Raw genomic sequence first — 24,600 nt, 5'->3', positions numbered from 1 at the left:
CTTCGCCACGCCGTTGTGTACGAATTCAGGCGCGAATGACGACGGGCCGGCGCAGGAAGGCAGGGATATCGTCGCCGAACCCACGCACACCCTGACGTTGAGCGTCAATCTTGTCGGCCTTGCGATCGCCGCGGCGATCGGATTGCAGCAGGTGCGGCTCGCGGTCTGTACGGTCGGGGCGCGGAGCGCGAGCCGTTTCGACGGGTTCGACGGTCGCCTCAACCTCGATTGCGGCGGTGACGGGAGCCGCAACTTCGACCGGAGTCTCGGGGCGGGCCTTGCGGCGGCTGCGGCTGCGGGGCGCCTCGGCCTCTAGAGACGAAGGCGCGGCGGTGACGGGAGCGATGTCGACGGGCTCGGCGGACGGGGTGGCCGCGTTGACTGTGCGCGACCGGCTGCGACCGCGTTCGCCCGAGCGTTTGTCGTCGCGGCGCGGGCCGTCCTTGATCGCGGCGAAGTCGATGCCGTCCAGAAGCAGCTCTTCCGGATCCTTCTTGATCAGCTTCAGCACCTTATCCAGCGACTTGTCGTCCGCCGGGGTCACGATCATGAAGGCCTGACCCAGCTTGCCGGCGCGGCCGGTGCGGCCGATGCGGTGGACGTAGTCGTCCGCGTGGTGCGAGACATCGTAGTTGAAGACGTGGCTGACGTCCGGGATATCCAGACCGCGCGCGGCGACATCGGACGCCACCAGGATTTTAAGCGCGCCCGAGCGGAAGTCCGCCAGGGTCTTCATCCGGTGCGACTGATCCAGGTCGCCGTGGATCGGCGCGGCGTCGAAGCCGTGGGTCTTCAGCGACTTGGCGACGATATCGACTTCGGACTTGCGATTGCAGAAGACGATGCCGTTACGCACGTCCTCACGGCCGACAAGGGCGCGCAAGGCGGTCCGCTTCGCCTTGGGGTCCGAGGTCGGGATACGGACGATATATTGGGTGATGGTGTCGGCGGTCATCGCCGGACGCGAAGCCTCGATCCGGGTTGGATCCTTGAGGAAGGCGGTCGTCAGGCGCGTGATCTCCGGCGGCATGGTCGCCGAGAAGAACAAGGTCTGGCGGCGCGGCGGCGTCAGTTTGAAGATGCGCTCGATGTCGGGGATGAAGCCCATGTCCAGCATGCGGTCGGCTTCATCGACGACCATGATCTCGACGCCGGTCAGCAGCATCTTGCCGCGTTCGAACAGGTCGAGCAGGCGGCCGGGCGTTGCGATCAGGACGTCGACGCCCTTGTTCAGCGCCGCGACCTGGTCGCCCATGGAGACGCCGCCGATCAGCAGCACCCAACTCAGCTTTGTGCCCTTGGCGTATTTGGCGAAGCTCTCGGCGACCTGGTCAGCCAGTTCGCGGGTCGGCGCCAGGACGATGGCGCGCGGCATGCGGGCGCGGGCGCGGCCGGTGGACAGGCGATCGACCAGGGGCAGGGTGAAGGCGGCGGTCTTGCCGGTGCCGGTCTGGGCGATGCCAAGCACATCACGGCCGGCGAGGGCGACGGGGATCGCCTGTTCCTGAATGGGCGTGGCGGTCGTGTAGCCGGTGTCGGCGACGGCCTGAAGGGTCGTGGGCGAAAGGCCCAGTTGGGAAAATTCGGTCATGAATCCTTGGGAGAGAAAGCGTCTGCGTGCATAGCAGCGACGGAACCGCCCCTCTTTGGGCGAGCGGGCGGCGCGGATCGCAGACCTGTCCCGAGGCTGGGGGCGATATAGAAGTCCCTGCGTCAAAGTCAAGTATTCTCGATATTCGGCCGCCAGAGCGCGCCGGAATAAATTCCCATGGCCAAGGTTGCATACGCTTGACTCCGAGGGTGGGGCGAGCGGCATATAAGAGAACAAAAGGAGAACTGTTGTGCGGTCCGACCGCGGTATCGAGGCATTGCGTCAGCGCTTGAAGGCGATGGAAACGGACGGTCATCCGACCGACGCCGACCGCTTTGACTTGGGTCACGCACAAGCGGACCGGCACATCGGCGGGCTTTCGAGCCATGGTTTGCACGAAATCTATGCGGCGACGACGCCGGATGCGACGGCCGCCTTGGGGTTTGCCATGGGTCTGGTTCAGCGGGCCTCGAAGGATCGACCATTGGTGTGGGGCATCCAGGCCATGGCCGGGCTGGAGACCGGTCAGATCTACGGACCCGGATTGCGCGAGCTGGGTCTGGATCCCGGCCGATTGATCCTGGTGAGCGTCAAGGAAGCCAAGGACCTGCTGGCGGCGGGTGAGGAGGCTCTATCATGCGGCGCAGCGGGTGCGGTGCTGCTTACGACATGGGGTGAAAGCCGGGTCTTAAGTCTGACGGCGACGCGACGTCTGTCCATGGCGGCGGGGCAGGGGCGGGCGACGGCAATCCTGACCCGACTGGCGGCTCAACCCCAACCCAGCGCAGCCGAGACCCGCTGGCGCGTTCGCGCAGCCTTGTCCCAAGCCTTGGAGGCGGATGCTCCCGGCCGTTCTAACTATGGGGTCGAGTTGTTGCGGCATCGGTCGGGCGCGCCGCCGAAGGCCTGGACCATGGAATGGGATCGTGAGCGCGGAGTTTTCGAACAGGGTGGGCGCAATGCCGGACATCAACACGCGCAACGACCGGCGCTACCTGTCGGTCTGGTTTCCTCTGTTGTCGACAGATCGGCTGCGGCGCGAGGAGGGACGATCCGACGCTTCGGCTGAGCCGGCGACCGTGCTGGTCGAGAAGGTGAAGGGCGCGCTGCGGATGGCAGCCGCAAATCGGCAGGCGTTGGAGATGGGACTGTCTGCTGGAATGACGCTGGCGGACGCGCGGGCCAGGGCGCCGGATATTCGCGTGGTCGTGCATTGTCCGGAAGCGGATGCGACGCTGTTGAAGCGCGTTCTGCTGGATTTCGGCCGGTTCACGCCGATGGCGGCGACGGACGGTCTGGATGGCCTGGCGCTTGATGTGACCGGTTGCGCCCACTTGTTTGGAGGCGAGATGGGAATGATGCAGGCCGTCGAGGCGCGGTCGCGTCGCGTCGGTCTGGCGGTGCGACTGGCCATGGCCGGCACGCCGGAAGCGGCGCGTGCCTTGGCGCGGTTTGGAAGCAGTGGGATTTACGAGGGTTCGAGCCAGCGTCACGCCCTGCGTCGTCTTCCCGTCGCGGCCTTGGAGCTTTCAGACAAGGAGACGCAGGCTCTGTCGCGCGCTGGGCTGAAGACCCTGGCGCATCTGGACGATCGCCCCACGGCCCCCATCGCCGCCCGCTTTGGCGCAGTGGCGGCGACCCGGCTGAACCGTGTCCTGGGGCGTGAGGATACGCGGATAAGACCCGAACGGCCGGTCATGATGATCGCTGTGAGCCGGATCCTGGTCGAACCGATCACGGAAATGATCGATGTCGAAGCCGTCATCGGCGATCTGCTCGTCGAGGTGATGGATCAGTTGGATTTGCGCGGTCAGGGCGGGCGCGCCTTTCGGGCCAGCTTCTTTCGTGTGGATGGGGAGGTGCGCCATATCACCGTCCGAACGGGGCGGCCGAGCCGGGACGCTTCCGGTGTTCTGCGCCTGTTTCGGGAAAGATTGGCGGCGCTGGCCAAGCCGCTGGATCCAGGGTTCGGGTTTGATCAGTTGCGCCTGTCGGCGCCTGTCACCGATCGACTGGCTTCGCGTCAGGGCGGTTTCGAGCGCATCCCGCCGGGCGCCGAGGATCTGGGACGTCTCGTGGATCGCTTGACGGCGCGCCTGGGGCCCGAGGCTGTCAGACGGTTCGAACTTGTGGAGTCTCACTGGCCCGAGCGCGCGGTCCGACTGACACCTGCGGCCCTGCCATCCGGCGAACAGGTCGATTGGCCCGAGCCTGATCCCGTCGATCCGCCGCTGCGCCCCTTGCAGATGTTCGACCCGCCCCAACCGATCCTCGCCACGGCGGAGGTGCCCGACCATCCGCCGAACCGCTTCATCTGGCGTCGCGTGGATCATCGTCTGGTTCGGGTCGAAGGTCCCGAACGGATCGCGCCCGAATGGTGGCGCAGATTGAGGGGGCCGCTGGAGGCCACGCGCGATTATTATCGGGTCGAGGACCAGGAGGGGCGGCGCTTCTGGCTGTTCCGTTCGGGTTTTTACGGCGAGGAGCCGGCGCCACGCTGGTTCCTGCATGGCGTTTTCGCATGACCGCCTATGCCGAGTTGGCGACGCGTAGCAACTTCTCCTTCCTGGAAGGGGCGTCGCATCCGAAGCACCTGGTGCTGAGCGCGATCCTGCGTGGACATACAGGCATGGGGTTGGCCGACCGCAATACCCTGGCCGGGGTGGTGCGGGCATGGAGTGCGTTGAAGACCCTGCGCCAAGACGGCTGGTCGCCGCCGGACAAGGTGCGTCAGGGCGGCGGTCCCGGCGAGACGATACTCGTGGAGGACAAGTTCCCGGTCGATCTCGACCCGGAAACAATCAAGACGCGGGCCGAGGCCTTCAAGCTGATCCTGGGCGCGCGACTGCGCTTCAACGACGGGACGCCGGACATCCTGGCCTATCCCGAAGATCGGCAGGGCTGGGGTCGTCTGTGTCGCCTGCTGACGCTTGGCAACCGCCGGGCAAAGAAAGGGCAGTGCGAGCTGGGTCTAGGCGATCTGTTGCGAGCGCCTGAAGGCTTGCTGCTGATCGTCATGCCGCCGCGTCGGACGCAGGGATTGGACTCCTTGCTTGGTCAGGTGAACGAGGCCGCTCCAGGTGCAGTCTGGCTGGGCGTCGCAATGCACCGAATGGGCGACGACCGTAGAAGGCTGGCGAGGTTGAAGGCGATTGGCGCAGAGACCGGCACGCCCCTACTGGCGGTCAATGATGTCCTCTATCACGACGTGGAACAGCGAGACTTACAGGATGTCGTGAGCTGTATTCGTGAAGGCGTGACCCTGGAGGCGGCAGGTCGCCGTCTGGATCAGAACGCAGAACGCCACCTGAAACCGCCCGCCGAAATGAGCCGCCTGTTCGCCGACGCGCCCGAGGCGGTAGCCGAGACACAGGACTTCCTGGCGCGGGTGAGGTTCGATCTTGGCCAACTCACCTACAACTATCCGGAAGAGCCTGTACCACCCGGCATGACGGCGCAGGATCGTCTGGTTTCCTTGGTGGCGACCTATGAAACCCTGAAATATCCGGATGGCGTGCCGGTCAAGGTGCGAGACCTTCTGAAAAAGGAGCTAACCTTCATCTCAAAGGAAAGGCTCGCCCATTATTTCCTGACAATCCACGACATCGTCAGATTTGCGGATGACCAGGGCATCCTGTGTCAGGGACGAGGTTCGGCGGCGAACTCGGCCGTCTGTTACGTTCTTGGGATAACCTCAGTCGACCCCAGTGTGCACAATGTGTTGTTCGAACGCTTCCTGTCATCGGACCGCAACGAGCCGCCCGACATCGATGTCGATTTCGAACATGAACGGCGTGAGGAGGTCATCCAGCACATCTATTCGCGATATGGCCGCCACCGCGCCGGTATAGCCGCAACCGTGATCCGCTATCGCCCGCGCAGCGCCATTCGCGAAGTCGGAAAGGTGATGGGGTTGACCGAAGACGTCACGGCGCGGCTGGCGGGAAGCCAGTGGGGCAGTTTCGGATCGGATATCCCGGATCGTCATGTGGAGCAGGCCGGGCTTGAGATCGGCAATCCGACCTTAAAGCGCGCTATCGCCATGACCCGGCGGCTGCTGGAGTTTCCTCGGCATCTGTCTCAGCACGTCGGCGGCTTTGTCCTGACCCAGGATCGACTGGATGAACTGGTTCCCATCGGCAATGCGGCCATGCCGGATCGGACCTTTATCGAATGGGACAAGGACGACATCGACGCGCTGCGCTTGATGAAGGTCGATGTCCTGGCGCTGGGAATGCTGACCTGTATCCGCAAGGCGTTCGATCTGCTGCTTGAACACAATAGGCAGGAGTTGAAGCTGAACACGGTCCCCGACGCCGACAATTCGACCTACAAGATGTTGCAGGAGGGGCGGTCGATCGGCGTCTTTCAGGTGGAGAGCCGGGCTCAGATCAACATGCTGCCAAGGCTGAAGCCGGAGCGGTTCTATGACCTCGCCATTCAGGTGGCGATCGTTCGGCCGGGACCCATCCAGGGCAATATGGTCCACCCCTATTTGCGACGACGACAAGGGCTGGAAACCGTCGACTATCCATCGCCTGGCGAAGGACATGGCCATCCCGACGAGTTGAAAGACGTCCTGAAGGAGACGTTAGGCGTGCCGCTTTTCCAAGAGCAGGCGATGAAGGTCGCCATGGTCGCGGCCGGCTTTAACGACAAACAGGCCAATGGCATGCGCAAGGCCATGGGGACCTTCAGGGGCGACGGCAACCTGAACTATTTCGGGCAACTCATGGTCAAAGGCATGGTCGCGCGAGGCTATGATCCGGCCTTCGCCGAGCGGTGCTACGAACAGATCAAGGGGTTCGGCTCCTACGGTTTTCCCGAGAGCCACGCTATTTCATTCGCCCGGCTGGTCTACATCTCGTCCTGGATCAAATGCCACCATCCGGCGGTGTTCGCCTGTGCGCTGCTGAACAGCCAGCCGATGGGATTCTATGCGCCGGCGCAATTGGTGAGGGATACACAGGAGAGTCCGCAGAAGGTCGAGGTGCGGCCGATCGATGTAAATCACAGCGTCTGGGACAATACGCTCGAGCCGGGCGAGCGGGGCTTGGCTCTGCGCTTGGGCATGCGACAGATCGATGGGTTCAAACAGGCCTGGGCGAACGGGATCGTCACGGCGCGTGACACGCCCTTCATTGATGTGGAGGAGATGGCGCGACGGACGGGTGTAGAATCCGCAGCGATGCGCAAGCTGGCGGATGCGGACGCGTTTCGGTCGATGGGACTGGATCGACGCGAGGGGCTGTGGGCGGTCAGGCGATTGCCCGACGATGAGCCGCTGCCGTTGTTTCAGGCGGCGCGGGCGAGAGAACTGGGAGAAGAAGCGGCGGCGAACCTGCCGATGATGCCGCTCAAGGAACATATCGCCACCGACTATCAGACGACGCGTTTGTCGCTGAAGGGGCATCCAATGCAGATCTTGCGTCCGATGTTCCGCGCCGAGCGCGTACTCAGCGCCGCCGAAGTCATGGCCCAAAAGCATGGTCGTCTGGTGCGTGCGGCAGGGGTCGTGCTGGTTCGACAAAGACCGGGCACGGGCAACGCCATCTTCGTGACGATGGAGGATGAAACGGGCGTGGTGAATGCGCTGATCTGGGCGCGACTGTTCGAGACCTTCCGGCGCGAGGTGATGGCCGCGCGACTGATGGAGGTAGAGGGCACGGTCGAAAAAAGCATCGAAGGCGTGCTGCACATCATGGTGCGAAAAGTCGTGGACCGCTCGGCCGAGTTGCGCCGGCTATCCGAAGACTATGATTTACAGGTCGAATTGTCGCGGGCGGATGCAGTGAAATACCCACAAGCGCCGCGCAGCCCGACCGGTCGACATCCGCGCGATGTCCGTATCCTGCCGGGATCGCGCGACTTTCACTGAGAAGATCACAACGGAAATCGCCGGACGGGCTTACCGTCCGGCGATCTGCTGGATCAGAGAGGAAGTGAGATCAGCGCTTGCCGAAGATCATGTCGCCCAGCTTGGCGAAGAAGCCCTTTTCCTCGGGCTTGGCGGCAGGCGCCGGCTTGGGGGCTTCGACCGGCTTGGGAGCCGGAGCCGGAGCCGGAGCCGGCGTAGGCGCGGACGCCGCAGCGGCGGGTGCGGCGTCCGCGGCGGGTTTGGGCGCGGCGACGGGGTCGGCAGGCTTGGCGACAGGCGCGGCCTTCGGCGCGGCGGCGGGTTTCGAAGCGGCGGCCTTGGGGGCAGCAGGTTTTGCCGCTGCGGGCTTGGTCGCCGTCGCCTTGGGCGCGGCCGCTTTCGGAGCAGCAGCCTTCACTGGGGTCTTGGCTGAGGGTTTGGGTGCAGCAGCCTTAGGGGCGGCTTTCGGAGCAGCCTTGGCGGCAGGGGCGGTTTTCGGCTTGGCTGCGGCCTTGGCGGGGACGGGCTTAGCGGCGGCCTTGGGAGCGGCGGTTTTGGGCGCCGCAGCCTTGGGCGCGACAGCCTTGGCGGCAGCGGGCTTCGGCGCAGCCGCTGCCGGCTTTGCCGCGGCCTTGGGCGCAGCGGTTTTCTCGGCGGCGGTCTTCACGGCGCTCGACTTCGGCGCGGCTTTAGGCTTGGAAGCGGCGGTCGCCGGCTTTGGCGACGCTGGTTTAGACGTAGACGGTGACTTGGCCATGTATTCCCCGACCCCTCGGTTTGATAAAAACGCGGTGGCGACGGGCTCACAGCGCCGGATCGCTACGATTCGCCATATTACCGGTGTTTGAAAAATGTCCGAGTCCGCACTTCAGATAATCGCCCGTGGCCCTCGCGCCGCCGCAGAGGCCGCCGCAGAGGCCGTAGACGCTGATCCGCGGCTGGAAGGCGCGACCTATTCGATCCTGGAAGAGGACGAGGATAACGACGTCTGGCGCATCGACGCCTTCCCCACGACCGACGACGAGGTTGAGGGTCTGAAGGCGGTGCTGGCGGGTTATCCGGTGACGGTGCTGGTCGAGAAGCTGGCGGACGCCGACTGGCTGGCCATGTCGCTGTCGGGTCTGCCGCCCGTCGAGGCCGGTCGGTTCTTCGTCTATGGCGCGCACGATCAGGGCAAGGTGCCCGAGGGCCGCGTCACGCTGAAGATCGACGCCGGCGCCGCCTTTGGCACGGGCCACCATGGCACGACCGTCGGCTGCCTGGAGGCGTTCGACAAGCTGCTGGAGACCGAAAGCTTCGAGAAGGTGCTGGACGTGGGTTGCGGCACAGGGGTGCTGGCGATCGCGGCGGCCAAGACGGGCACGCCCATCGCCGTCGGCACCGACATCGACGAGCCCTCGGCCCGGATCGCCAATGAGAACGCCGAGATCAACGACGCCAAGTGCGACTTCTATTTCGCCGATGGTCTCAGCGATCCGCGCATCGCCCAGCATCAGCCGTATGATCTGGTGTTCGCCAACATCCTGGCCGCGCCGCTGGTGCATCTGGCGCCCGAGATCGGGGCAGCGCTGAAGAGCGGCGGGGTCGCGATCCTGTCGGGCCTGCTGCGCACGCAGGAGGAGCGGGTGCTGGAGGCCTATCTGCCGCTGGGCTTCAAGGTCGAGCAGACCATCCATCACGACGCCTGGAGCGCCCTGCAACTGCGCAAGGGCTGAGGATCGATCATGCGCCAGACTTTCGATGAGACGACCGACCCGTCCTTCGGGGCCAAGCACCTGCCGCTGCTGCGCGCCGAAATGGCCAAGCAGGGGCTGGACGGGTTTCTGATCCCGCACGAGGACGAGCATCAGAACGAGTATCTGCCGGACGCCAATGAGCGCCTGGCCTGGGCGACCGGCTTCACAGGCTCTGCCGGGGCGGCGGTCGTGTTCCAGGATCGCGCCAGCATGTTCACCGACGGCCGCTACACCGTTCAGGTGAAGGCCCAGACCGATCCGGCCCTGTTCGAGCGACGCGACCTCAATGACGTGGCGGCCTATCTGGAGACGGCGGCGAAGGGGGCGGTGATCGGTTATGATCCGCGTCTGCACAGCCCAGATGCGCTGGTCGCCCTTAAGGCGGCGGCGCAGAAGGCGGGGGCCGAGTTGCGCGCCGTGGACGCCAATCCGCTGGACCTGGCCTGGGGCGCCGATCGTCCGGCCCAGCCGACGGCGCCGGTCGTGCCGCATGAGGACGTCCATTCCGGCGAGAGCCATGCGTCCAAGCGGGCGCGGATCGGCAAGGCCGTGGCGGATGCCGGCGCAGACGCGGTGGTGCTGACGGCGCCGATGTCGATCGCCTGGCTGTTCAATGTGCGCGGCGGGGACGTGATCCGGTCGCCTCTTCCGATCGGCCAGGCCATCTTGGCGGCGGACGGCAAGGCGCGGCTGTTTCTGGACCCGGTCAAGGTGACGAACGCGTTGCCGGCCTGGCTGGGCGACGATGTTCGCATCGAGGCGACCGAGCAGCTGCCGGCTGCGCTGGACGGGCTGTCGGGCCAAAAGGTCATGATCGATCCGTCGCTGTCTTCGGCCTGGTATTTCGACCGGCTGGACGCGGCGGGCGCGACGGTGGTGCGGGCGATGGACCCCTGCGCCATTCCCCGGGCGGCCAAGAATGCGGTGGAGATCGAGGGCAGCCGTCAGGCGCATATCCGCGACGGGGCGGCGCTGAGCCGGTTCCTGCACTGGGTCGACACTGTGGTGCAGGAGACCCTGCCGGACGAGCGTGAAGTGGTCGAGGCGCTGGAGCGATTCCGCGAGGAGACCGGGGCGCTGAAGGACCTGAGTTTCGACACCATCGCCGGGGCCGGGCCGAACGGGGCCTTGCCGCATTACAAGCCGGTGGGCGCCAGCATTCGCAAGGTCGAGAAGGGCTCGCTGCTGCTGGTGGACGGCGGCGGTCAGTATCTGGACGGCACGACCGATGTGACCCGCACCATGGCGGTGGGCGAACCGAGCGAAGATCAGCGCCACAAGTTCACCCTGGTGCTGAAGGCGCATATCGCCATGGCGACGATCCGTTTCCCGGCGGGGACCAGCGGCATGGCGCTGGACGCCATTACAAGGGCGCCGATGTGGGCGGCGGGGCTGGATTACGATCACGGCACGGGCCACGGCGTCGGCAGCTATCTGGGGGTCCACGAGGGGCCGCAGCGGATCGCGAAATGGGGCACGTCCCAGCCGCTGCTGGAGGGGATGATCCTGTCCAACGAGCCCGGCTATTACCGCGAAGGCCATTGGGGCATCCGCATCGAGACCCTGCAGGTGGTGACGCCCGCTGAGGTCCCCGAGGGCGGCGAGCGGCCCATGCACGGGTTCGAGCAGCTGACGTTCGCGCCGATCGACCGCAAGCTGATCGCGGTCGAGATGCTGACGCCGGGCGAGCGGGCCTATGTCGACGCCTATCACGCCGAAACGCTGGCCAAGGTCGGCCCGTTGATGGATGGTGAGGCGCTGGACTGGCTGAAGCGGGCCTGCGCGCCGCTTTAAGGGGCGGGTGAGGGCGCCGGGGGCGCGCTGGGGCAGTGGCGCATCTGGGTGACGGGGCAGGCAAGGTCGGCGAGCGCCGCCCTTGTCGCCTCGTAGCCGATGGCGACGGGGCCGTCGTAGGTCTTCCAGTCGCGAATATCGCTGCCGGCGACCTGGGGCAGGATCAGGACGTCGGCGTCGGCGCGCGACTGCGTCATCTCGACGTCGGTGGTAATGGTGGCCGAGCGCATCAGGATCGAGACGATAGGCGGGCCGGCCTTCCAGGCTCCGGACAGGACCCATTTCCACCAGGACGGCGGATTCTCCAGCGCCTGGGGATCGACGCCGCGCGTTTGGGACATGTCCACGCCGATGATGGGGCCGCTGTTCAGTTGACGCATCACGCTGGTGGGGAAGTTCTTCAGCACGGCGCCGTCCACCAGCACCTGACCGTCCATGACGACCGGCGGCAGGACGCCAGGAATGGCGATGGAGGCGCGCATGGCCCGCCGCATCAGGCCCGTGCGATGCGCCTCGATCCGGCCCGAGGTCAGGTTCGAGGAGACGGCGAAGAAGGGCAGGGCCAGGTCCGCCAGGTCGATGTCGCCGTAAGCCTGCTCCAGCAGACGGGCGACCTTGCGGGCGCGGGACATGGCGATGATCGGCACAGCGAGGTCCGACAGCGGATCGGACTCGACGAAGGCGCGCCGAATCTCGAAATCCAGCCGCTCGTAGGACCAGCCCAAGGCCGGGCCGGCGGCGACGACCGCGCCCATGGAGGCGCCGCCTGCGAAGTCGATGGGCACCTTGGCCTCTTCCAGGGCCCTGATCGCGCCGATGTGGCAATAGGCCCGGGCTCCGCCGCCGGACAGAACCAGTCCGACCGCCGTGCCGGTGACGACGCGGGCGATCCGCTCGGCGTCCGAGGCCACGCCCTCGACGCAATGGAACCAGCGGTCAGGCTGTAAGGCATCCAGCCAGACGCGGGTGTTGGCCGGGTGATGCATGCGCGGATCGCGCAGCAGGATCAGGTCGGTCAGGCGGCGGCCGTCGCCGAAGCCCTGGCGGCGCGGCACGGCGGACGGCGGCGCCAGAAGGCCGCTGCCGACGATGAACATCCGGTCCACCTGACGCGCGCACAGGCTGGCCCAGGCGGGCTGATCCTGCTCGGCGACATAGAGGACATAGTCGTGGTCGCCCTCCACCCGGCTGAACCATTCGGACGCCGAGGCCAGGGCCGACTGGTCGATGACCTGACAGGTGAAGCCCATGGCCTGGATGGCGGCGGCGATGCGTTCGACAAAGGCGCGGATGGGTCGGGGACGGGCCGAGACGAAGCCGAAGACGCTGGGCTCGGACGCGCCGGCGGTGCGTTCGCGGGCGCGGTGGATCATCAGCCGCGACAGTTCGACCATCAGGTCCGGCTCGGTGCGGGCGGCCTCGAAGAAGGCTTCGCGCGGCAGGGCCAGGATCTCGCTGTCGCGCAAGGCGACGACGGTGGCGGTGTGCGGCGTGCCGGCCAGCATGGCCATCTCGCCCACCGGCTCGCCCGCCTTGACCACGCCCAGCATGTGCGGCGGCTGATCCGCTTCCATTCGAAACACGCCCAGTCGGCCGGAGCGGACCAGATACAGGGTGTCGGCCGGATCGCCCTCGGTGAACAGCGGCTCGCCGCCGGTCAGCGCAAACCAGCTGGCCCGGTCGACCATGCGACCTTCGAAGATTCGCGCGAGCGAGGTCGCCAGCGTGTCGGGGCGAAGCGTGGCCATGATCCGTTTGTAGGCGCGATTCTCAAGCGGGTGAATTGGGATGGTTGGACGTGCGACCGCGCCTTCGCGCGATCGCAGCGAAGTCTGGAGGGCTGGGCGGAGCGCCGGGCCTTCGCCCGGAGTTCTGTGGTTTGAGTTACCGTTTCGACGAAGGGTATGACGCTCCGCGCGGTGGGTTGGCCTGCAAGCTCGGGGCGCCGAGCGGTGGCGGTCTTATCGCCTAACCCCATAAGCCTGCGACGGGCGGGTCGGAGCAGCGATCCCCGATCCCCGGTTCGGCCGAGTATCCCCCTCGACCCTGCGACGCGACTGCGGACGCCGGGGCGATTCCCCGACCGATCAGCCCCGGCGCCGCGATGGGATCTCACCATCGCCCCCGTTCCATCCGCTCTCGCCGCCGCAAGGTCGCAGGCCAGGCGAGCCCTCCATGCGACGAGACCGCTGCATTATGGGGTCGTTTGACCCCGTGGATGGGAGACGGGGGACATAAATCGGCAAGCGGTTGAAATCGCTGCGAGTGGACCAGCGGCATTGCGATGGCTGAGCGACGTCTCCTCCCCATGTCACGGGGAGGTGGCGCGAAGCGCAGCGGAGAGACGGAGGGGCTCTTCGCGCATCGCAGGCGTCTGTGGGACTTCAAGAGCCCCTCCACCGCTTCGCGGTCCCCCTCCCCATTGCATGGGGAGGAGACATTAAGCTTCTCGCGTTGCCCGATTCCGCGTGGGCGGGTAGAGCGTTCGGCTTCTCCCGCCCAGCCGAAGTTTCAGACCATGCACGACATCAGAGCCATTCGCGAGAACCCCCAGGTTTACGTGGCGGGCTGGTCGTCGCGCGGGGTGGACGAGGCCGATGGGCTGGTGGCGGACATTCTGCGGCTGGATATCGAATTACGTCGTGCGAAAACGACGGGCCAGGAAGCCCTTGCGAAGAAGAATGCTGCTTCGAAGGAAATCGGGATACTGATGGCGCAATACCAACGCTGGTTGCGCGAGGAAGACGACGACCAAGCCGCCTATTACTTGCAGCTAGTCGAGCAGAAGAAATCCGAGGCTGGGGCCGCAGGCCAGTCTGAAATCGACGCTGCGGCCCGGTTGGAACGTGAACTCCAAACAGAGCTCGATGGAATTCTTGCTGCCCAGAAGAATTTGGCGGCCGAGGATGTGCCGGACGGCGAGGACGAGGCGGGCAATGTCGAGGTCTCGACCTGGGGCGAGCCGCGTCGCACCGGTCCGGCCAAGGACCATGCCGACCTGGGCGAGGCCCTGGGGATGCTGGACTTCGAGGCGGCGGCCAAGATGTCGGGCGCGCGGTTCGCCGTGCTGAAGGGCCAGCTGGCGCGGCTGGAACGGGCCGTGGGCCAGTTCATGCTGGATCTGCAGACGGATCAGCACGGGTATCTGGAGGTGAACCCGCCCTATCTGGTGCGGGACGAGGCGATGTTCGGGACTGGGCAGTTGCCGAAGTTCGAGGAGGATTTGTTCCGGACGAAACGCCGATCGGAAGACCTGCAAAATCGCCAACGAGAAAATCGCGTTCGCATCGAAGAGGGTGCGCGCTGGATTGAGCAATTTGGCATTCTGGCCCCTCAACTCGCTACGTTTACGACTGCGTTGAAATCCGCCGGGGTCGCAATGGAGCTTGATGCTGGCGAGCTCATGGAGACATTGATTGCGCAAGCACATTCCCAGCTTGCCACGTTACGAGTTGGCGCAGACGAGATTGATCGCGACTTTGAGCGACTTATCCAGTCTGGGCTGGATCCCGCTTTCTTCCTCATTCCCACCGCCGAAGTCTCCCTGACCAATCTCGTGCGCAAGACCATCCTGTCCGAGGACGAGCTGGCGACGCCTATGCGGATGACGGCGTTGACGCCGTGCTTTAGGGCCGAGGCGGGGTCGGCGGGGCGTGATACGCGCGGGCTGATCCGCCAGCACCAGTTCTCGAAGGTCGAGATGGTGTCCATCGCGCGGCCGGAGGACTCAGACGCCGAGCACGAGCGGATGACGGCCTGTGCGGAGGCGGTGCTGAAGGCGCTGGAGCTGCCGTTCCGGCGGATGCTGCTGTGCAAGGGCGACATGGGCTTTTCGGCTCAGAAGACCTTCGACCTGGAGGTCTGGCTGCCCAGCCAGGGGACCTATCGCGAGATCAGCAGCTGCTCGAACTGCGGGGACTTCCAGGCGCGGCGCATGGATGCGCGGTTCAAGCGGGCCGGCGAGAAGAAGACCGAGTTCGTCCATACGCTGAACGGCTCGGGCCTGGCGGTCGGCCGGACGCTGGTGGCGATCATGGAAAACTATCAGCAGGACGACGGGCGGATCGCCGTGCCGACGGTGTTGCAGCCCTATATGGGCGGTGTGCAGTTCGTGGGCGGCTGATGCGTATTCTTCTGACCAACGACGACGGGATCGAGGCCGAAGGCCTGGAATGCCTCGAGCGGATCGCGCGCACGCTGAGCGACGACGTGTGGGTGTGCGCGCCCGCCGTCGAGCAGTCGGGCAAGGGGCGGGGAATCACCCTGACCGAGCCGCTGCGGGTGCTGAACCTGGGCGAGAAGCGGTTCGCGGTGACGGGCACGCCGACCGACTGCGTCGTGCTGGCGGTCAACGACCTGATGCCGGAGAAGCCTGATCTGGTGCTGTCCGGCGTCAATCGCGGGCACAATATCGGCGAGGACGTCAGCTATTCCGGCACGGTGGCGGGCGCCTTGCAGGGGATGGCGTTCGGCATCCGCTCCATCGCCCTGAGCCAGAGCCTGGAGCGGTTCCACGACGAGGCGGTGGCGCACTGGGAGACGGCGGAAGCCTTTGCGCCTGCGATCATCAGTCGCCTGCTGGAGCAGAAATGGGCGAACGGGGTGGTGATGAACCTGAACTTCCCCAACCGGCCGCCCGAAGCCGTCGATCAGGTCGAGGTGACGACCCAGGGCTTCCGCAATGTCGGCGAGATGCATGCGGTGCGGCGCACGGACCTGCGCGGACGGGACTATTACTGGATGGGCTTCCGCGGGGAAAAGCAGGACCCTGCCGAGGGCACGGACCTGCGCGCCATCGAGGAGGGGCGGATCTCGGTCACGCCGTTGCATATCGACCTGACGCACATGACCAGCGTGCATGACCTGAAGAAGGTGCTGGGCGGGGCCCCGCCGAAGAGCGTGGCGACCGCCGCATGAATCTGCACGACGACCGGGCCGGGCGGCTGATCCTGTCGCTGCGGCAGCAGGGGGTCACGGATCCGCGCGTGCTGAAGGCGATGGAGAGCATCGACCGAGCGGTCTTCGTGCACGAGAAGTTCCTGGACCAGGCGTGGGAGGATCAGGCCCTGCCGATCGACTGCGCCCAGACGATCAGCCAGCCCTATATCGTCGGCCTGATGACCCAGGCGCTGGAGGTGCAGGCGCGTCACCGGGTGTTGGAGATCGGCACGGGCAGCGGATACCAGTGCGCGGTGCTGAGCCGGCTGGCGCGCTATGTCTATTCGGTGGAGCGGTATCGCAGTCTGCTGGTCGAGGCCGAAGCGCGACTGCGGGTGCTGAAGATCGAGAACGTCATCACCAAACACGGCGACGGCGGCCTAGGCTGGGCCGAACAGGCGCCGTTCGACCGGATCATGGTCACCGCCGCCTCGCCCACCGAGCCGACCGAACTGCTGAAACAGCTGAAGCCGAACGGGGTGCTGGTCGCGCCTGTGGGACGCACGTCGGTGCAGATGCTGCATCGGTATGTCGGGCAGGGCGACGGGTCGTTCCACCGCGAAAGCCTGACCGAGGTACGGTTCGTGCCCCTGGTCGAGGGGACGGCGAAGGAGGGGTAGGCTCCTTTCTGCTGGCTATCGCTCGCGACCCGGTTGCTCGCTGTTTGAGCCGTTAATCTTCGCGCCCCAATTCCGTGCGGTTTGCGGGGTTGGCTTATGGGGCGCGAGCGGGCACACCGGGCGGGCGAGTTTAACCACGAATGGGAGCAGCCGGTGGCGATGATTTCGGGCTGGATGAGAGCGGTTCTGGTCGCGGGGGCGGCGTTGAGCACGGCGGCCTGCATCAGCTATCCTTCGGAGCCGCGCTATTCGACGCATGCGAACCCGGCGCCGTCCTATGGTCCGGGGCAGGGCGCCTATCCGGCGCAGCCGACCTATCCGAACGCCAGCCAGAATTCGAACCAGCCCTATCGGCCGGCCCCCTACGAATCGCCGCCCCCCGCGACCGCGCCGATCGGGCAGGTGGACGGCGGAGCCTTGCCGCCGACGGTCAACGTCGGTCCGAGCCAACCGACCTATCAGCCTCCGGCGTCGCAGCCGCCCGCCTACACGCCGTCCTATCCGTCGTCGTCGGCCCCGGTGCGTCCGGGCGCGGCCTATGTGATCCAACCGGGCGACACGATCTCGGGCGTGGGACGCCGCTTCCAGACGCCGGTCCAGACGCTGATCGATCTGAACGGCCTGGGGCCGCGCGGGGCGATCACGACGGGCCAGCGAATCATCCTGCCAGAAGCGGCGGTGGATACCGGCCGCGATCCTTACGCGACCGGCGCCTCGCCCGTCGGCGTGCTGGTGCCCAACAACGGCGCCGTGCCGCCGCCCCCGCCGCCGCCCTCGGGCAATGCGGCCCTGCCGGTCCAGACGCGTCCTGTCGAACAGGCCAACGCCGGCGCCACTGCCGGTCAGCCGAACCTGCTGTGGCCCGTGCGCGGCGACATCGTGCGGCGTTTCGGCCCGGTCGGCATGGGCGAGCGGAACAACGGCATCAACATCGGCGCCTCGGCCGGCGCGACGGTCAGCGCCTCTGCGGCCGGGCGCGTGGCCTATGTCGGCAGCGATCTGGTGGGGCAGGGGCTGACGGTGCTGATCGTGCACGCCAACGGCTGGCGCACGGTCTATGGCCATCTGGGTTCGGCGACGGTCAAGGATGGCGATGACGTTCGCGCGGGCCAGCAGATCGGCACCGTGGGTCTGACGGCCGGCGACGGACGACCCTCGATCCACTTCGAGACCCGTCAGATGCGCGGCGACGATCCGGTCGCCGTCGATCCTTTGACAGTGTTGCCCAGGTAGCGCTTTCGCCGCGTTGCATTCCACGAAGCGGAGCCCTAGGTTCCGCGCCTCGTTTTTGATGGGCGCCGATGACGGCCGCCCCCTATCTGTTTGCGGAGACTACCCATGGGCGCTGAAGGCGGCTTGACGGCGCAGTTGATCGGGTTTGCGCCCATCATCGGTATTTTCATCCTGTTCTACTTCCTGCTGATCCGTCCGCAGCAGAAGCGCGCCAAGGAACACGCGACCGCCATCGCCGCCGTCAAGCGTGGCGACACCGTCGTCCTGGGCAGCGGCATGATCGGCAAGGTCACCCGCGTCGAAGAGGCCGAGGTCAACGTCGAGATCGCACCCAGCGTCAACGTCCGCGTCGTCAAGTCGATGATCGCCGAAGTGGGCAACCGCACCGCCATCGCCGCCAACGATTCCAAGGCCTGATACGCTCGCGTATCCGCCGATACCTGGACCGCCCTCATGATTCAGCTGTCGCGCTGGAAAGTCATTCTCGTCGTCGTCGCGGCCGTTCTCGGCTGTCTGCTGGCGTTCCCGAACCTGTTGTCGGATCAGCAACGCGAGGCGCTGCCGGGCTTCATGCCCAACAACAAGCTGAACCTGGGGCTGGACCTTCAGGGCGGTTCGTATCTGCTGCTGGAAGTCGATGTGCCGGCGATGCGCGAAAAGCGCGTCACCAACCTGATCGAAGACGTTCGGGTCACGCTGAACGGCGCGGGCGTCGCCACCAACGGCTTCCAGCGTGAAGCCGGCGGCGTGGTCGTCACCCTGGCCAATCCGGCCCAGAGCGATGTCGCGTTCAAGGCGCTGCAACAACTGGGCGGTCAGGTCGGACCGGGCGGCCAGGCGGAACGCACCGCGACGCGCCTGGGCGATAACCGCATCCGCTTCGCCTATACCGATGCCGCGCTGAACGGCATGGGCGCGACGGCCGTGGACCAGTCGATCGAGGTGGTGCGTCGCCGGATCGACAGCCTGGGCACGCGCGAACCCTCCATCACCCGCCAGGGTGCCGACCGGATCGTGGTCCAGGCGCCGGGCGAGAGCGATCCGAGCAAGCTGGAAGAAGTCATCGGCCAGACGGCGCACCTGACCTTCCAGATGGTCGATGTCGAGAACTCGGTTCAGGACGCTATGGCCGGCCGTGTGCCGCCCGATTCCGAACTGCTGCAAGGCGAGGACGGCACGCCCTATCTGGTCAAGAAGCGCGTGCTGGTGTCGGGCGAGAACCTGACCCGCGCCGGCGTCGGTTCGGACCAGAGCGGCCGCCCGGCCATCGACTTCCGCTTCGACGGCGCCGGCGCTCGGCGCTTCGGTGAAGCCACCGCCGCCAACCTTCAGAAGCCCTTTGCCATCATCCTGGACGGCAAGGTCATCTCGGCCCCGACGATCCAGAGCGCGATCACCTCGGGCTCGGGTCAGATTACAGGCAACTTCACGATCCAGGAAGCGGCGACGCTGGTGAACCTGCTGAACGGGGGCGCCCTGCCGGCGCCGCTGAACGTCGAAGAGCGCCGCACCGTCACGGCTGAACTGGGTGCGGACGCGGTCGCCGCCGGCGCCCTGTCGACCGCCGTCGGCTTCGCCATCATCGTGCTGTTCATGATCCTGGCCTACGGCCTGCTGTTCGGCGGGGTGTCGGTGGTCGGCCTGGTGCTGAACGGCGTGCTGATCGTGGCGGCCATGTCGTTGACCCAGGCGACGCTGACCTTGCCCGGCATCGCCGGTCTGATCCTGACCTTCGCGGTCGCGGTGGACGCCAATGTGCTGATCTATGAGCGGATGCGCGACGAGGCCCGAGCGGGCCGCAGCGTCATCGCCTCGATGGACGCTGGCTTCAACAAGGCCATGGGCACCATCGTCGACGCCAACCTGACCACCCTGGTCGCGGCGGGCATCATGTTCGTGTTCGGCGAAGGCCCGGTTCGCGGGTTCGCCTGGACGCTGACCATCGGTGTGTTCACCTCGGTCTTCTCTTCGGTCCTGGTCGCCCAGGTCCTGCTCGGCTACTGGCTCAAGACGGCCAAGCCCAAAAAACTGCCGATCGCGGAGTGATGGCGATGCGTGGATGGCCCCTCATCAAACTGCTGCCGCAGAAGACGAACTTCCATTTCGTCAAATATGCGCGGTTCGCCGGCGTCCTGTCGGTGATCCTGTGCGTCGCCTCGATCATCGCCTGCTTCTATCCCGGCCTGAACATGGGCATCGACTTCCGGGGCGGCGCCTCGATGGAAGTGTCCAAGCCGGCGGGCCAGACGATCGAGCTGGATCGGGTCCGCGAGGCCGTGAACGGCCTGAACCTGGGCGACGTTCAGGTCCAGGGCATTGCGCGCCGCGACACCAATGTCGATGACGGCTCGACCGCCATTCTTCGCTTCCAGGTGCCGGAAGGCCGCGATCAGACCCAGGTGGTCAATCAGGTCGAGGGGGCCATCAGCGGCGCGGTCGGTCAGGTCAACTATTCGGGCGTCAGCGTCGTCGGCTCCAAGGTGTCGGGCGAACTGTTCACCTCGGGCCTGTTGGCTCTGGGCGTCGCCATCGGCCTGATGTTCCTCTACATCTGGTTCCGGTTCGAGCCGCAGTTCGGGTTCGGCGCCGTGGTCGGTCTGCTGCACGACGTGATCCTGACGTTCGGGCTGATCGTGCTGTTCAAGCTGGAGTTCAGCCTGAACATGGTCGCCGCCGTCCTGACCGTCATCGGCTATTCGATGAACGACACCGTCGTCGTGTTCGACCGTCTTCGCGAGAACCTGCGCAAGTACAAGACCATGCCGCTGCGCGACGTGATCGACCTGTCGTTGAACGAGACCCTGTCGCGGACCATCATCACCGGCGTGACCGCCGTCATGGTGCTCGCGGCCCTGGCTATCTTTGGCGGCGAGGCCCTGTTCGGCTTCTCCATCGCCCTGATGTTCGGCATCATCGTCGGCACCTATTCGTCGATCTATGTCGGCGCGCCGATCATCCTGCTGTGGGGCGTCAAGCGCGGCGCCCTGGCCGACGACGCCAAGCCGGTGAAGCTGGGCATGGCCAGCCGGCCCTAGGCCGAGCGCCATCGTCGAAAGTTGGGCCGTCCCGGCATCGCCGGGGCGGCCTTTTCCTTGGACGGCGTCCGTGCAAGGCTGAGCCTATGAAAGCGCTCGTCCATACCGCCGCCGCCCTTGCCCTGACCGGCGCCCTGACCGGCGGACTGTCCGCCTGCACCGACAGCAAGCGGGCGCGCAATGACGCCACCTGGGGTGACAAGCCGGCGGACATCACCTGCTGGACCTATGGGGTGGAGAACTTCAAGGGACGTTCGACCGGCAAGGTCGAGTACGACGACGGCGGCCGGATCTCGTTCGTCGACGCGTCGAACAACCGCTACACCACTATCGATGGCGACTGCCGGGTCGTCTATATGCAGCCCAGCAAGTAGGGCCGGATGGCGGGCGGAGGCCTGAACCTCCGCCCTGTGTCCATCAGCGCAGCGAGGCCGTAAAGCGCTGGATGCGGGTGCAGGCTTCTTCCAGCACGGCGTCCGAGGTGGCGTAGCTGATGCGGAAATAGGGGCTGAGGCCGAAGGCCTCGCCCTGGACGACGGCGACGCCCTCGGCGTTCAGCAGTTCGGCGGCAAAGGTGGAATCGCCGTCGATGACCACGCCCGTCTCCGTCGTCTTGCCGATCAGTCCGGCGATGGACGGATAGACGTAGAAGGCGCCCTCGGGTGTGGCGCAGGTGATGCCAGCCGCCTGGTTGAGCATCGACACGACGAGATCGCGGCGCTTTTCGAAAGCGGCCTTGCGCTCGGGGATGAAGTCCTGCGGGCCGTTCAGCGCCTCGACGGCCGCCCACTGGCTGATGCTGGACGGGTTGGACGTGGTCTGGCTGGCCACCTTGCGCATCAGGTCGATCAGAGGCTTGGGCCCGCCGGCGTAGCCGATGCGCCAGCCGGTCATGGCGTAGGCCTTGGACACGCCGTTGACCGTCAGGGTGCGGTCGATCAGGTCCGGCGCCACCTGGGCGATGGTGGTGTATTCGAAGTCGCCATAGACGAGGTGTTCGTACATGTCGTCGGTCAGCACCCACACGTGCGGATGGCGACGCAGGACCTCGGCCAGGGCCTCCAGTTCGGCGCGGGTGTAGGCGGCGCCGGTGGGGTTGGACGGGCTGTTCAGGATCAGCCACTTGGTGCGGGGCGTGATCGCGGCTTCCAGCACAGCGGGCAGCAACTTGAAGCCGTCCTTCTCCTCGCCGATCACGGTGACAGGCTCGCCGCCGGCCAGCAGCACCATATCAGGATAGCTGACCCAGTAGGGGGCGGGCACGATGACTTCGTCGCCGGGGTTCAGCGTCGCGACCAGGGCGTTGAAGATGACGGGCTTGCCGCCCGGCGCGACGTGGATGTTGGCGGCCGTATAGTCGAGATCGTTCTCGCGCTTGAACTTGGCGACGATGGCCGCCTTCAGCTCGGGCATGCCGTCGGCGTCGGTGTATTTGGTCTCGCCGCGGTTGATCGCGTCGATCGCGGCCTGTTTGATGTTTTCAGGCGTATCAAAGTCCGGTTCGCCGGCGCCCAGGCCGATCACGTCGCGGCCTTCGGCTTTCAGCTTCCGGGCCTGCGCGGTGACGGCGATGGTGGCCGAAGGCTTGACGCGGGCGAGGGCGGAAGATTGCAGGCTGGACATCATTATCCCGTCGATTTGAAAGATTCATGCCGGGGAGGCGGGGTTGTTTACGCGGCGTCGCCCCTCGGGACAATGCGCTGATGCTCGCTAATGCAGGGATGGGATGATAAGCGGCGGCTCTGATGCGCTGGATCATCGATTTTCTGTCGAACATGGAGGCGCGGCGCTGGCGCGCCGTGCTGGCGACGGCCCTGCTGTTGGGCGCGATGATCGCGCTGTTCGCTGTGGGCAAGAGTCAACTGGGGCTGGAGGCCGAAGGGCGTCTGGAAGACTGGCTGGCAGGATTCCGTCAGGGACCGTGGGGCGTGGTCGCCGCCATTGTGGTGTTCACGGTCTCGGCCTTTTTCGGCGCGCCGCAGTTCATCCTGATCGCCGCCTGCGTCGTGGCGTTCGGGCCGTGGTTCGGCTTCCTCTACAGCTGGATCGCGACTGTCGTGTCGGCGGGCGTGACCTACTGGCTGGGACGCGGACCCACGGCGCGGCTGCTGGCGCGACACGGCGGCAAGACGGTCGGACGGCTGACGCGGTTCGTCGGCAAGAATGCCTTCTACGCCAGCTTCATGATCCGCAACGTGCCGTCGGCGCCGTTCATCGTCGTGAACATGGCGTTCGGGGCGGCGAGGGCGTCGTTCTCGGGTTTTCTGGCAGGGTGCGCGCTGGGCGTATTGCCGAAGACCGCTCTGGTCGCCTTCTTCGGCGGATCCTTCATGACGGCAGTCAGCGGCGACGGGATATGGACCTCGGCCATACTGGCTGGGGTGGCGCTGGCCTGGCTGGCGCTGATGCTGGTGGTGCGCGAACTGGTGAAGCGGCGCGAGATCGCGCGCGGCGATTAATCACATGACCGTCCGTACGCGGACGATCGTGCGATCTGACGGAAGCGGGCTTGCAGTCTCATCCACAGGCCTGCTGGGCGGCTGTGGCGTTCTCGATATGACGAGACTGTCATCGGGGCTTGTAATCCCGGTTTCATACGGGCAAACCCGCCGCTAGTAGGCGTGGCGAAGACGATCAGGAACTGTCCGGCGTGGGGATGTCAGGGCAGTTGGGGCGTCGCCAGGTCGACTGAGACATCTAGACGCCCTGCCAGCTAACAACGGTATCGATTCCCATGAGCTTCTCCCTTTTCGGCGCGATCTCCAACGACATCGCGATGGACCTGGGCACCGCCAACACCCTGATCTACATGAAGGGCAAGGGCATCGTCCTGAACGAGCCGTCGGTGGTGGCGCTGAGAAACGTCGGCGGGCGCAAGGTCGTCCACGCCGTGGGGATCGAGGCCAAGCAGATGCTGGGCCGCACGCCGGGCCACATGGAGGCGATCCGCCCCATGCGCGACGGCGTCATCGCCGACTTCGAAGTCGCCGAAGAGATGATCAAGCACTTCATCCGCAAGGTTCATAACCGCAAGGGCTTCGTGAACCCCAAGATCATCGTCTGCGTGCCCTCGGGCGCCACGGCGGTCGAGCGTCGCGCGATCAACGACAGCTGCCTGAACGCCTCGGCGCGTCGCGTGGGCCTGATCGACGAGCCGATGGCGGCTGCGATCGGCGCCGGCCTGCCGATCCACGAGCCGACCGGCTCGATGGTCGTCGATATCGGCGGCGGCACGACGGAAGTCGCCGTCCTGTCGCTGTCGGGCATCGTCTATTCGCGTTCGGTCCGCGTCGGCGGCGACAAGATGGACGACAGCATCATCAGCTACATGCGCCGCAACCATAACCTGCTGATCGGCGAAACGACCGCCGAACGCATCAAGAAGGACATCGGCACCGCTCGCATCCCGGCCGACGGCGAGGGCCTGTCGATCGAGGTCAAGGGCCGCGACCTGATGCAGGGCGTGCCGCGCGAGGTGCGTATTTCGGAGCGTCAGGCCGCGGAAGCCCTGGCCGAGCCGGTCACCCAGATCATCGAAGCCGTGAAGGTCGCGCTGGAAGCCACCCCGCCGGAACTGGCCGCCGACATCGCCGACAAGGGCATCATGCTGACGGGCGGCGGCGCCCTGCTGCGCGGTCTGGACGTCGAAATCCGCGATCACACCGGCCTGCCGGTCTCGGTCGCCGACGATCCGCTGTCGTGCGTGGCCATCGGCTGCGGTCGCGTGCTGGAACATCCGCGCTGGATGAAGGGCATCCTCGACTCCGCGCTCTGATCCGTCCGTTGCGGCCGGGTG

The 24,600-nt window shown here is 66.1% G+C and carries 19 protein-coding genes; 15 read left to right on the top strand and 4 right to left on the bottom strand.

The genetic code is table 11. The features are described from left to right. Positions 1-25: 25 nt before the first annotated feature. Positions 26-1,591 carry a DEAD/DEAH box helicase gene (locus tag JX001_RS11040; protein ID WP_205681097.1) on the bottom strand — a complete coding sequence of 522 codons (1,566 nt, stop codon included), beginning with the start codon at positions 1,589-1,591 and terminating at the stop codon, positions 26-28. Positions 1,592-1,841: 250 nt separating this feature from the next. Here JX001_RS11040 and JX001_RS11035 point away from each other — a divergent pair, with 250 nt between their 5' ends. The 3 genes from JX001_RS11035 to JX001_RS11025 are packed head-to-tail and all read left to right on the top strand — an operon-like array spanning position 1,842 to position 7,469. Further along, positions 1,842-2,660, top strand: a complete 819-nt coding sequence (locus JX001_RS11035) for an ImuA family protein (protein WP_205681096.1) — start codon at positions 1,842-1,844, stop codon at positions 2,658-2,660. Beyond that, positions 2,551-4,116 carry a Y-family DNA polymerase gene (locus tag JX001_RS11030; protein WP_241004618.1) on the top strand — a complete coding sequence of 522 codons (1,566 nt, stop codon included), beginning with the start codon at positions 2,551-2,553 and terminating at the stop codon, positions 4,114-4,116. The genes JX001_RS11035 and JX001_RS11030 overlap by 110 nt, the downstream gene beginning before the upstream one ends. Further along, a complete protein-coding gene (locus JX001_RS11025; protein ID WP_205681095.1) occupies positions 4,113-7,469 on the top strand; it encodes an error-prone DNA polymerase in 3,357 nt (1,118 codons plus the stop codon). The genes JX001_RS11030 and JX001_RS11025 overlap by 4 nt, the downstream gene beginning before the upstream one ends. A 70-nt stretch (positions 7,470-7,539) precedes the next feature. Here JX001_RS11025 and JX001_RS11020 read toward each other — a convergent pair whose 3' ends face one another. After that, entirely contained in the window at positions 7,540-8,115 is a 576-nt protein-coding gene (locus JX001_RS11020; protein ID WP_205681094.1) for a hypothetical protein, read from the bottom strand. Between the two features lie 184 nt (positions 8,116-8,299). Between JX001_RS11020 and JX001_RS11015 the strand changes: the two genes are divergently transcribed. Both JX001_RS11015 and JX001_RS11010 read left to right on the top strand, forming a co-directional pair. Beyond that, positions 8,300-9,163 (top strand): 50S ribosomal protein L11 methyltransferase, encoded by an 864-nt coding sequence (locus tag JX001_RS11015; RefSeq protein ID WP_205681093.1) that lies wholly within the window; start codon positions 8,300-8,302, stop codon positions 9,161-9,163. Between the two features lie 9 nt (positions 9,164-9,172). Continuing rightward, complete coding sequence (locus JX001_RS11010; protein WP_205681092.1) at positions 9,173-10,978, top strand: aminopeptidase P family protein; 1,806 nt, start codon at positions 9,173-9,175, stop codon at positions 10,976-10,978. On the opposite strand, the gene JX001_RS11005 is transcribed toward JX001_RS11010, so the two are convergent. Then, positions 10,975-12,726 carry a patatin-like phospholipase family protein gene (locus tag JX001_RS11005; RefSeq protein WP_205681091.1) on the bottom strand — a complete coding sequence of 584 codons (1,752 nt, stop codon included), beginning with the start codon at positions 12,724-12,726 and terminating at the stop codon, positions 10,975-10,977. The genes JX001_RS11010 and JX001_RS11005 overlap by 4 nt on opposite strands. Before the next feature lie 770 nt (positions 12,727-13,496). Here JX001_RS11005 and serS point away from each other — a divergent pair. From serS to JX001_RS10965, 8 genes are all read left to right on the top strand, one after another. After that, positions 13,497-15,101: a serine--tRNA ligase gene (gene serS, locus JX001_RS11000; RefSeq protein WP_205683164.1), complete on the top strand. Its 1,605-nt coding sequence runs from the start codon at positions 13,497-13,499 to the stop codon at positions 15,099-15,101. Beyond that, positions 15,101-15,895 (top strand): 5'/3'-nucleotidase SurE, encoded by a 795-nt coding sequence (gene surE / locus JX001_RS10995; RefSeq protein ID WP_205681090.1) that lies wholly within the window; start codon positions 15,101-15,103, stop codon positions 15,893-15,895. The genes serS and surE overlap by 1 nt, the downstream gene beginning before the upstream one ends. Continuing rightward, positions 15,892-16,536: a protein-L-isoaspartate(D-aspartate) O-methyltransferase gene (locus tag JX001_RS10990; RefSeq protein ID WP_045810751.1), complete on the top strand. Its 645-nt coding sequence runs from the start codon at positions 15,892-15,894 to the stop codon at positions 16,534-16,536. The genes surE and JX001_RS10990 overlap by 4 nt, the downstream gene beginning before the upstream one ends. A gap of 159 nt (positions 16,537-16,695) precedes the next feature. After that, on the top strand, positions 16,696-17,769 hold the full coding sequence (locus tag JX001_RS10985; protein ID WP_241004840.1) for a peptidoglycan DD-metalloendopeptidase family protein: 1,074 nt from the start codon (positions 16,696-16,698) through the stop codon (positions 17,767-17,769). Positions 17,770-17,874: 105 nt separating this feature from the next. After that, positions 17,875-18,186, top strand: a complete 312-nt coding sequence (gene yajC / locus JX001_RS10980; RefSeq protein WP_205681089.1) for a preprotein translocase subunit YajC — start codon at positions 17,875-17,877, stop codon at positions 18,184-18,186. 36 nt (positions 18,187-18,222) lie between these two features. Then, the gene (secD, locus tag JX001_RS10975) at positions 18,223-19,815 is read left to right on the top strand and encodes a protein translocase subunit SecD (RefSeq protein ID WP_205681088.1); all 1,593 of its coding nucleotides are present in this window, start codon (positions 18,223-18,225) and stop codon (positions 19,813-19,815) included. Continuing rightward, complete coding sequence (gene secF / locus JX001_RS10970) at positions 19,815-20,804, top strand: protein translocase subunit SecF (protein WP_112861878.1); 990 nt, start codon at positions 19,815-19,817, stop codon at positions 20,802-20,804. The genes secD and secF overlap by 1 nt, the downstream gene beginning before the upstream one ends. An 86-nt stretch (positions 20,805-20,890) precedes the next feature. Next, positions 20,891-21,178 carry a hypothetical protein gene (locus tag JX001_RS10965; RefSeq protein ID WP_205681087.1) on the top strand — a complete coding sequence of 96 codons (288 nt, stop codon included), beginning with the start codon at positions 20,891-20,893 and terminating at the stop codon, positions 21,176-21,178. A gap of 43 nt (positions 21,179-21,221) precedes the next feature. On the opposite strand, the gene JX001_RS10960 is transcribed toward JX001_RS10965, so the two are convergent. Further along, positions 21,222-22,427 carry a pyridoxal phosphate-dependent aminotransferase gene (locus JX001_RS10960; RefSeq protein ID WP_205683162.1) on the bottom strand — a complete coding sequence of 402 codons (1,206 nt, stop codon included), beginning with the start codon at positions 22,425-22,427 and terminating at the stop codon, positions 21,222-21,224. Positions 22,428-22,549: 122 nt separating this feature from the next. Between JX001_RS10960 and JX001_RS10955 the strand changes: the two genes are divergently transcribed. Next, positions 22,550-23,263 carry a TVP38/TMEM64 family protein gene (locus JX001_RS10955; RefSeq protein ID WP_205681086.1) on the top strand — a complete coding sequence of 238 codons (714 nt, stop codon included), beginning with the start codon at positions 22,550-22,552 and terminating at the stop codon, positions 23,261-23,263. Between the two features lie 275 nt (positions 23,264-23,538). Continuing rightward, complete coding sequence (locus JX001_RS10950) at positions 23,539-24,579, top strand: rod shape-determining protein (protein WP_112861881.1); 1,041 nt, start codon at positions 23,539-23,541, stop codon at positions 24,577-24,579. Positions 24,580-24,600 lie beyond the last annotated feature (21 nt).

This window comes from Brevundimonas fontaquae, assembly GCF_017086445.1.
Taxonomy (GTDB): domain Bacteria; phylum Pseudomonadota; class Alphaproteobacteria; order Caulobacterales; family Caulobacteraceae; genus Brevundimonas; species Brevundimonas fontaquae.
The sequence above is the reverse complement of the archived record's forward strand: the minus strand, read 5'-3'. Positions and strand labels throughout refer to the sequence as shown.

Excerpts from the sequence above, each read along its gene's own strand:
- JX001_RS11040 (WP_205681097.1), bottom strand. The coding sequence starts at position 1,591 with ATGACCGAATTTTCCCAACTGGGCCTTTCGCCCACGACCCTTCAGGCC.
- JX001_RS11030 (WP_241004618.1), top strand. The coding sequence starts at position 2,551 with ATGCCGGACATCAACACGCGCAACGACCGGCGCTACCTGTCGGTCTGG.
- JX001_RS11025 (WP_205681095.1), top strand. The coding sequence starts at position 4,113 with ATGACCGCCTATGCCGAGTTGGCGACGCGTAGCAACTTCTCCTTCCTG.
- JX001_RS11015 (WP_205681093.1), top strand. The coding sequence starts at position 8,300 with ATGTCCGAGTCCGCACTTCAGATAATCGCCCGTGGCCCTCGCGCCGCC.
- JX001_RS11010 (WP_205681092.1), top strand. The coding sequence starts at position 9,173 with ATGCGCCAGACTTTCGATGAGACGACCGACCCGTCCTTCGGGGCCAAG.
- JX001_RS11005 (WP_205681091.1), bottom strand. The coding sequence starts at position 12,726 with ATGGCCACGCTTCGCCCCGACACGCTGGCGACCTCGCTCGCGCGAATC.
- serS (WP_205683164.1), top strand. The coding sequence starts at position 13,497 with ATGCACGACATCAGAGCCATTCGCGAGAACCCCCAGGTTTACGTGGCG.
- surE (WP_205681090.1), top strand. The coding sequence starts at position 15,101 with ATGCGTATTCTTCTGACCAACGACGACGGGATCGAGGCCGAAGGCCTG.
- JX001_RS10990 (WP_045810751.1), top strand. The coding sequence starts at position 15,892 with ATGAATCTGCACGACGACCGGGCCGGGCGGCTGATCCTGTCGCTGCGG.
- JX001_RS10985 (WP_241004840.1), top strand. The coding sequence starts at position 16,696 with ATGATTTCGGGCTGGATGAGAGCGGTTCTGGTCGCGGGGGCGGCGTTG.
- yajC (WP_205681089.1), top strand. The coding sequence starts at position 17,875 with ATGGGCGCTGAAGGCGGCTTGACGGCGCAGTTGATCGGGTTTGCGCCC.
- secD (WP_205681088.1), top strand. The coding sequence starts at position 18,223 with ATGATTCAGCTGTCGCGCTGGAAAGTCATTCTCGTCGTCGTCGCGGCC.
- secF (WP_112861878.1), top strand. The coding sequence starts at position 19,815 with ATGGCGATGCGTGGATGGCCCCTCATCAAACTGCTGCCGCAGAAGACG.
- JX001_RS10965 (WP_205681087.1), top strand. The coding sequence starts at position 20,891 with ATGAAAGCGCTCGTCCATACCGCCGCCGCCCTTGCCCTGACCGGCGCC.
- JX001_RS10960 (WP_205683162.1), bottom strand. The coding sequence starts at position 22,427 with ATGTCCAGCCTGCAATCTTCCGCCCTCGCCCGCGTCAAGCCTTCGGCC.
- JX001_RS10955 (WP_205681086.1), top strand. The coding sequence starts at position 22,550 with ATGCGCTGGATCATCGATTTTCTGTCGAACATGGAGGCGCGGCGCTGG.
- JX001_RS10950 (WP_112861881.1), top strand. The coding sequence starts at position 23,539 with ATGAGCTTCTCCCTTTTCGGCGCGATCTCCAACGACATCGCGATGGAC.